Origin of the sequence: Acinetobacter sp. F-1, assembly GCF_022869025.1 — a bacterium.
In the GTDB taxonomy this organism is placed as follows: domain Bacteria; phylum Pseudomonadota; class Gammaproteobacteria; order Pseudomonadales; family Moraxellaceae; genus Acinetobacter; species Acinetobacter pseudolwoffii.
Genome location: NZ_JAJKFX010000021.1, coordinates 25,144 through 31,378, shown reverse-complemented (window position 1 = coordinate 31,378; position 6,235 = coordinate 25,144). Strand labels below are relative to the sequence as shown.

Genomic DNA, 6,235 nt, shown 5'->3' with positions numbered 1-6,235 from the left:
CCCAGTCGGGTGCTTTTTGCTCTTGAATATCTCTCAACTTTATAGTGAAAATTCCTTAAAAATCTGTTCGATCTGTTCTGCCGGATAGGCTCCCATGACTTTAAAACCATTCGAGAAAATAATTGCTGGTGTCCCATTCACACCCAAAGACTGGGCCAGTTTTTTATTGCGCTCAATCGGATTGGCACAACTTTTTTTCGATTTTGGCAGGCTACCTTGAGTGATCAGATCTTCCCAGGCCTGAGCAGGATTAGACGCGCAATACACCTGTTTTGAAGGCGCAACCGATTGTGGCTTTAAAGGCAGAATAAAAGTATAAATCGTCACATCCTTGAGTTTTTTTAACTCTACTTCAAGCTGTTTACAATACGGGCAATTTGGGTCAGAAAAGATCGCAATCTGACGTTTCCCCGTACCTCTTACACTTTTCACAGCATCTTGAAGCGGCAATTTTTTCCAGTCAACACTGTTCTGTTTTAGTATCAAATCACGGGTCAGATTATACTGATCCTGAATCCGCAACATCGACCCGGCAATCAGATGCTGGGCATCTTCATTCAGATAAACCACTTGACCCTGCATAAAACCACTGTAGATGCCCTTCATTTCCGTGGTCTGGATATTTTCGATTTTTAAATTGGGGCTATTCTTTGCCAGATTGGCTTTTACCATATCAATATTAGCGAATGCGAAGCTTGAAACAAATGTACTTAAAGCAATAATCAGTATTTTTTTTAACATGAATGTTCTACATGAATCAGATAAAAATATGCTTCGATTCTAATGGGTCTGCTTTTAAATTACCCACGGATTTATGTTACTGTTTATTCCAAGTTTAATCAGTGCATTATGTTTCACGTGGAACAGAAGCGATAAAAGAAGCTTAAATGACGGACAAAAATAAATTCTTGCACGAGATTACATTCTGGTTAAGATTTTATATATTATAAAATAATATACTATTTTGTTGAAATCTATATAAACACATCTATTTGATTTAAAATCTTTTACTGATTCGCCCTTGACCATGTTTCTTGGCCCGCTCTACACTGCATATACTTTTCTTTTTCTTCGCTATGCCCTGACATGGATTGGCCAAGGATCAACACTATAACGGCATGTTCATGACAACAATAACCACTTGGCGACCCTTCTGGATGGTCAGCCTGGCTTTAATCATGGGAACGATTGGTACTGCTTTGGCGAGTCCACTCTATCCGATTTATCAACAACTCTGGAATTTATCCCCAAGCCAGATTACCTATATTTTTGTCGCCTATATGTTTGGCTGTCTGGGCACCTTATTGTTTCTGGGGCGCACCAGCAATAGCATTGGCTTTTTAAAAACTCTACAAATTGGCCTCGTGTTTATTAGTCTGGGTTTGATTATTTCGGTCTTTGCCAATAATGCCCTGATTTTATCTTTGGGCCGTTTCATTATCGGGATTGCCTCTGGTTTGATGACGACTTCTGCCATGCTTGGCATGATGCAGACCATTCCGGAGAGTCATAAGCAGCTTGCGCCGCAATGGGTCTCTATTTTGACTGCGATTGGCTTTGGTCTGGGTCCGTTTATCGGGGGAGTCATTGCGCAGTTTTCTCAAGCCCCGCTGGTGACTCCCTATATTCCAATTATTGTTGGAGCAGTGCTTTGTTTTATCGGCTTATTCTGGTTAAAAGTGCCTGCTTTTGAGCGTCAGCCCTTTAGTATCGCCCCCAAATTACAACGTCCTGAGGCTCAATATCATGCTGTATTTATGATCATTGGGTTCACTGCATTTAGTGCCTTTGCTGCCTTTAGTTTATTTGCCTCACTTTCACCTTCTTTTGTGCAAGATATTTTACCGTGGCATGGTCCTTTAGTAAGTGGTACCGCCATTACCTGTATTCTGCTGGTATCTGCAGTGGTGCAATACCTGGCCAAAGCGGTGGCTGCAAAAAAATGTCTGAATATCGGCTTGGTCATGATGCTGATTAGTCTGCTCAGCCTTGCATTGTGTATGTTGCTTAAGGCAAGTTTCTTATTCTTCGTGAGCGATCTCTTATTTGGTATTGGGCATGGTTTTGCCCTGATGGGGGCTTTTGGCGTGATTCATGCTATCACCACTTTGCAAAACCGGGCCGCGGTGATGTCGACCTACTTGTTTATTGGCTATTTGGGCACCATTGTGCCGATTCTTGCGGTGGGTTACTTGGCCGACCATTTTGGATTAAATTTCGCTGTGATCAGCTTCTGTGTGGCGATGAGTGCTTTATGTGTCGTGCTCTGGTTATGCCACCAGAAGCTCAGTGTAAAAGCTTAAAATAGCCCTCTGATGAGGTAATGCTGATCAGTTAAGGAGTTTAGAAATAGACTCTTTAACTTTTTAGTCGTTCACGACGGAGTCTTCACCTTATAAATCAAATACTTGAAAATAATTTGTTACTTTGGTTTCGCCCAAATGAGAAGCGAAGCTTCGCAAGGAAGGCATCTTGCGGAGCAACATTCCTCACCGCAAAACTCGTCAGCCACCATCGACTAGTAAATTTGTCGCAGAAACAATCATTTTTAAATCTAGTCCTGCCTCAAACAGTTGCGGATGACTTTTCTACTTGTCAAATATGATCATGAATTTAAAAAAGAAAATACTAGTCAATTTCTTAACTGACTGGCATTCCTCTGATGAGGGCTATTTATGCATAATTTTTTGCTTACTTTCCAATACAAAACGAACCGAAAATTTTTCCAAGCAGATCATCGGCACTAAAGTCACCAGTAATTTCCCCCAGTGCATTCTGGGCTAGACGTAAGGACTCCGCCACCAGTTCACCGGCGTTGTACACCACCAATTGTTCACGTGCTTCAGCCAAATACAGTTGAGTGCGTTTCATTGCGTCTAAATGACGGGTACGCGCAATAAAGGTATCTTCTTCAGGCTGGAAGCCTGCATGCGCTGTAATCGCCTCTATGAGCGCTTGCACACCAGTTTCCTGCTTGGCAGAGACTGCGATATGCCGAAAACCATTCAAATCAGCAATTGCAGCTTCAGCACCAGTCAGATCACACTTATTCCCAATCAGCATCAAGCGTTTTGCTTCAATATGTTCAGCAAAATATTCTTGGGCCAGTTGCAGCGGATCTTCACCTTGACTTAGGTCATAGACCAGCAGTAACAAATCGGCCTGTTCGATTTCCTTGATTGCGCGGCGAATCCCTTCTTTTTCGACAATATCCCCGGTCTCACGCAAGCCTGCGGTATCCGTCAGGGTAATTGGCAAGCCATTTAAGGTGATTTTTTCATGCAGCACATCACGCGTAGTACCCGCAATATCCGTCACAATCGCACGTTCAATCCCGGCCAGCGCATTCAGTAATGAAGATTTACCGGCATTCGGTTTACCGGCAATCACCACTTGCAAACCTTCACGCAATAACTGACCTTGACGTGCTGATTGCTGAACTTGCGTGACCGCAGTCGCCACACCATCGAGCAGATTCAGAATCTTGCCATCGGCCAGAAAGTCAATTTCCTCTTCAGGAAAATCAATTGCGGCTTCCACGTGCAAACGTAAATGCACCAGCTGCTCAAGCACCGTATTGACTTTGTTTGAAAATGCACCTTGCAGGGAACGAACCGCAGAACGCGCAGCTGCTTGTGAAGTGGCATCAATCAGGTCAGCAATGGCTTCAGCCTGTACCAAGTCCATCTTGCCATTTTCAAAAGCACGCATGGAAAACTCACCGGCTTTGGCAGCAATCGCACCCAGTTCCAGCAAACGTGCAAGCAAGGCATTTTGAATCACCGGACCGCCATGACCTTGTAACTCCACCACATCCTCGCCGGTAAAGGAATGCGGATTCGGGAAGCAAATGGCTAAGCCTTCATCCATAATTTCACCAGCAGTATCGTAAAACTTACGAAAGGCAGCATAGCGTGCACCGGCAAGGGGTTGTTTTGTGAGTGCTTCGGCAATTTCATAGGATTTTGGACCCGATAGGCGAATCACCCCAACGCCGCCACGTCCTGGTGGCGTTGCAATCGCAGCAATAGTCGTGGTTCGGTTGAGCATAAAATTCACCTAAAAAATCCAAAAGTTCAGCCAAAAAAAATCCGCCTAAGAGTATCATCTTAAGCGGATTTATTCAGCCCGTCATTACAACTTAGTTGACTGGCGTTGCTTCATCACGTTTGGCACGTTCTTTAGCAACAGACTTGTTGATCAAACCTTGTTGCAGGATGGTGATCAAGTTGTTCACAATCCAGTATAGAACCAAGCCCGCAGGGAAGAACAGTAAGAATACGGTAAAAATCACCGGCATAATCTTGAAGACTTTGGCTTGCATTGGATCAGTGGGTTGAGGATTTAAGGACTGTTGAATATACATCGTCAGACCCATTAACAATGGCAGGATAAACCATGGATCCATTGAGGATAAATCCTGAATCCAGAGCATCCATGGCGCATGACGCAGTTCAACCGATTCCATCAAGACCCAGTACAAAGCCAGGAAGATTGGCATTTGTAATAACAGCGGTAAACAGCCCGCAAGCGGATTGACCTGTTCACGTTTATAGAGTGCCATCATTTCCTGAGAGAAGCGCATACGGTCTTCACCAAACTCTTCTTTCATACGCTGCATTTCTGGAGCAATCACACGCATTTTCGCCATCGAGCGGTAGCTCTTCGACGACAATGGCCACAGAATCAGTTTCACCAGAATGGTCAATAGAATAATTGCCCAACCCCAGTTACCCACTAAACCATGGAAGAATTCCAGACCTACGAACAAGAGCTTCGCAATTGGCCATAACCAGCCATAATCGACTGTTTGGTTTAAACCTGTGGCCAAATCCTTCAATTCTGACTGGATTTTTGGACCTGAATAGAAGGTCGCATCAATCTCGGCCACAGTACCTGCAGGCACATTAAAGGTTGGAGAAGTAAAGCCAATAATGTTCATGTTATCGGTTGATTTACGTGATTCAAGCTTGGCGCTATACGCTTCACCATTACCCTGAGTCAACTTCAGATTACCAGGTACCCAAGCACTGACAAAGTAGTGCTGTACCATGGCAACCCAGCCACCTGTCGCTTCAGTACTGACTTTTTCTTCAACAAAGTTGTCAAATTTAAGCTTGTTGTACTGCTCGTCTGGCGTACCCCAGGCACCGCCCAGGAAAGTCCCTAGCGTGAAAATACCCTGGTCTGATTTACCCGGATCTTCTGAATTATCACGTTTGATCTGGCCAAACATCTGACCTTGCCAGGTCTGAGCACTGCGGTTCACCACTTTGTGGTTCACAACAACCGGATATTCACCTTCAGTGAAATTGAAGGTTTTGATAATCTCGACACCATCCGCGGTTTTAAATACCAACGGTACAGACAAGACTTTAAGGTTTTCACCCTCTTTAGATTTGGTTGCTTTCGCGTCTGCCAAGGTATAAGCGGTTTTTTCCAGCTCATACGTCGGACGGCCGTTACGGCTGCTGTCCGGTCCATTCAGACCGATCAGACCAGACTGAGCGACATAAGTACGTTTCGCATCGCTTTCCAGCATCACGAACGGTTCATCGCTGTCCTTGTTTTTGTCATGATTGAGTAATTCAACACGAACAATATCACCACCTTTCGGATTGATCCAAAGATGATAAAGGTCAGTTTGTACTGAAATAAGCTGCTGACTTACAGGTGCTGTGGCATCCGTGGCTTGCTGCGCTGGCATATTCGCTTGTGGCAGATCAGAGGCAACTGTAGCCGTCTGAGCATTTGGCAAATCTGCAGATACGTCATGCGAAACAACAGCAGTTTCTGGCTGCGGTTTGGTTTCAGCATTTCCATAATCTTTTTGCCACGCCAAAATGAGCAAATATGCGACAACAAACATGGCTCCGAGAATTGCAATCCTGGCCCATTGTTGCATATGTATTACCCCAAGTGGTGAGAGTGATTTTGGTTCAATAAACGATCACGAAAGGGTACAGCAACGTGAAGCGTTTGAGAATCTATTTGCTGAAATGAAATAAAACGAATCGCTTTAGAGGGAACAGGATCATATCCCGAGCCCCCCCACGGATGACAACGGCAAATACGCTTAGTAGCCAGCCACACTCCACGTCCAGTCCCATGTATCTGGACTGCTTCCAAGGAATATTGAGAACAAGTTGGAATATAACGACAGCGCGGTCCCAATAAAGGACTGATCGCAATCTGATAGAAACGTATCAACCAATGTAGTAAACGTACCATTGGC

At 44.5% G+C, this 6,235-nt stretch carries 5 protein-coding genes; 1 reads left to right on the top strand and 4 read right to left on the bottom strand.

Translation table 11 applies throughout. From position 1 onward, the window contains the following. Positions 1-39: 39 nt before the first annotated feature. The gene (locus tag LOZ91_RS14155) at positions 40-741 is read right to left on the bottom strand and encodes a DsbC family protein (protein ID WP_244783442.1); all 702 of its coding nucleotides are present in this window, start codon (positions 739-741) and stop codon (positions 40-42) included. 416 nt (positions 742-1,157) lie between these two features. On the opposite strand from LOZ91_RS14155, the gene LOZ91_RS14150 reads away from it, so the two are divergent. Beyond that, entirely contained in the window at positions 1,158-2,303 is a 1,146-nt protein-coding gene (locus tag LOZ91_RS14150) for an MFS transporter (RefSeq protein WP_180000464.1), read from the top strand. A 388-nt stretch (positions 2,304-2,691) separates the two neighbouring features. On the opposite strand, the gene mnmE is transcribed toward LOZ91_RS14150, so the two are convergent. The 3 genes from mnmE to yidD form a co-directional block, all read right to left on the bottom strand. After that, the gene (gene mnmE / locus LOZ91_RS14145) at positions 2,692-4,050 is read right to left on the bottom strand and encodes a tRNA uridine-5-carboxymethylaminomethyl(34) synthesis GTPase MnmE (RefSeq protein ID WP_005173492.1); all 1,359 of its coding nucleotides are present in this window, start codon (positions 4,048-4,050) and stop codon (positions 2,692-2,694) included. Between the two features lie 91 nt (positions 4,051-4,141). Beyond that, on the bottom strand, positions 4,142-5,905 hold the full coding sequence (gene yidC, locus LOZ91_RS14140) for a membrane protein insertase YidC (protein WP_005173495.1): 1,764 nt from the start codon (positions 5,903-5,905) through the stop codon (positions 4,142-4,144). 5 nt (positions 5,906-5,910) lie between these two features. Further along, positions 5,911-6,231, bottom strand: coding sequence for a membrane protein insertion efficiency factor YidD (yidD, locus tag LOZ91_RS14135; RefSeq protein WP_180001639.1), 321 nt, complete (start codon positions 6,229-6,231; stop codon positions 5,911-5,913). Between the last annotated feature and the right edge of the window lie 4 nt (positions 6,232-6,235).